Consider the following 1,784-nt stretch of genomic DNA (forward strand, 5'->3'; position numbering starts at 1 on the left):
CCACCGTCCGGGGCATCCGGGGCCCAGGCGTCCCACGCGGCGTTCACGTTGGCGAGCGCGCCGACTGCGGGACGGTCGGCGCGCACCTGGCGGCCGGACGGCACCGATCGGTTGCGGGCGAGCATCAAATATTCCTGTCCGAGGTTCGTGTATTGCGGGTTCCGGCCGAGCAATTGCGCGGCCTCGACGACGAGCTGCGGATCGCGGCCCTCGGCGAGCAGCTCTTTCGCCTGCTTTCCGAGTCGCTTGATCAGGCTTGTCGTCGGCCTTTCTCCGGTCGTGTCGGTCATCGAGTCCACGTACGCGGCGACGGCGGTCCCGGCGTTGATCTCCGGGGCGTCCGCGCCCCCCGCCGGAGGCGGCTCGTTCTGTTCTTCGTCGAAAAGTGCGGGTGTGCTGGGGGCAGGACCGTGATCACCTTCCTGTTGGTGATCTCTGTATGTGGTGCGACCCCCGGGTGTCGCGCTGAACGGCTGTCTGCGCGACGGTGGGGTGTCGCGCTGACGGTTCTCAGCGCGACGGTTTCCAGCGCCCTGAAAACCGGCCTCAGCGCGCTGGGGATCGTCGCGCTGAGAACCGTTCTCAGTGCGACGATCAGGCGTCGCGCTGAAGTGGGCGGGGAGCGTCGCGAGATAGACGGCCGTCTGTCCTTTCTGGCCGCGCACCAAGCGCACCAGGAATCCGGCCTCGACGGCCGCCGTGATCCGTTCGTCGATCCGCCGCTCGGACCGCGCGAGCCGGGCGGCGAATTCCCGTCTAGGCACAGAGACCCTTCCGTCGTCAGCCATTTCGAGAGCGAGCGCGAGAAGCGCGACGCGCGTCGTGTCGGTGATCAGGCCCGTGCGCAACACGGCGTCGATCCACCGGCCTCGGTGCGTGCCGTCCGCCACTCGGGTCCTCCTGTCGATCGGTCGGGGAGGTGGGGCGGCCGGAACCGCCCCACCGTGGAGCGGCGGGCTACTCGCTGGCGGCGCGGAACTTCCGCTCGTCCTCCGCGTGGTGCCGGATCGCGGCGCCGAACGCGGCGGCGCCGGGGCCGGACGCCAGGACGTGGATGTCGCGCGCGGCCCAGAGCGCGGAGCCGATCTCGCGGGCGGCGGCGGACACGTCGTAGCCGCCGGGCCGGTCCAGGTGTCCCCGGACCAGGACGTAGGCGGGCCGGTCGTCGCCCGCGACCGATCGGACGGCCTTGCGGGCGACGTCGGGGTCGAGGAACCCGTCGGCGCCGACCGTGATCTCGACGAGCGCGCCGTCCCCGGCCGCCGGGGCGGCCGGACGTCCGGCGACGGCGGCCGTCGCGAGGCCGACCATGAACCGCAGCGCGTCGGCGAGCTGGTTCGCCTCGGCCGGGGTGAGCGCGATCCGGACGGGCTCGTCGGTCCGTCCGACCTCGATGCGCGGGCCGCACTCGCGGTAGTGCTGCGTGAGGTAGACCCGGACCTCGTCGGGGTCGTACTCGTCGAGCAGCGAGCGTCCGGGCGCCGCCGTGTCGCCGGGCGCGGCCGACATCGGCACGCACGCTTCGGCGCTCCAGTGGACCCGGTCGGGGTAGGTGTGGCTCTCCTCGTGGCTGCTCTGGCACCACTGCGGGCACGAGCCCGTGAGCCACGTCGGCGGGACAGCGAACGAGGCCGTGTTCTCGACGGTCGGCGTCATCGGTCCGACTCCTTCCGGCCCGCGTCGCGGCGGGCGATCGACTGCGCGAGCGACTGCGCGAGCAGGTCTTCGGGCTCGGCCCGCCCGGCGAGCCGGGCGGGCGTGTGGGCAGGGCAGCGCGGGCCGAC

2 protein-coding genes are annotated in these 1,784 nt (G+C 72.8%); both read right to left on the minus strand.

Features of this window, described 5'->3' with window-relative positions; genetic code table 11:
- Positions 1 to 890, minus strand: an 890-nt coding sequence (locus tag amrb99_RS49330) for a hypothetical protein (RefSeq protein WP_206700429.1), incomplete at its 3' end; no start/stop codon positions are given.
- 67 nt (positions 891 to 957) lie between these two features.
- On the minus strand, positions 958 to 1,656 hold the full coding sequence (locus amrb99_RS49335) for a hypothetical protein (RefSeq protein WP_190869018.1): 699 nt from the start codon (positions 1,654 to 1,656) through the stop codon (positions 958 to 960).
- Positions 1,657 to 1,784: the final 128 nt, after the last annotated feature.

The sequence above is a fragment of the Actinomadura sp. RB99 genome (assembly GCF_014706005.1).
GTDB lineage: Bacteria > Actinomycetota > Actinomycetes > Streptosporangiales > Streptosporangiaceae > Spirillospora.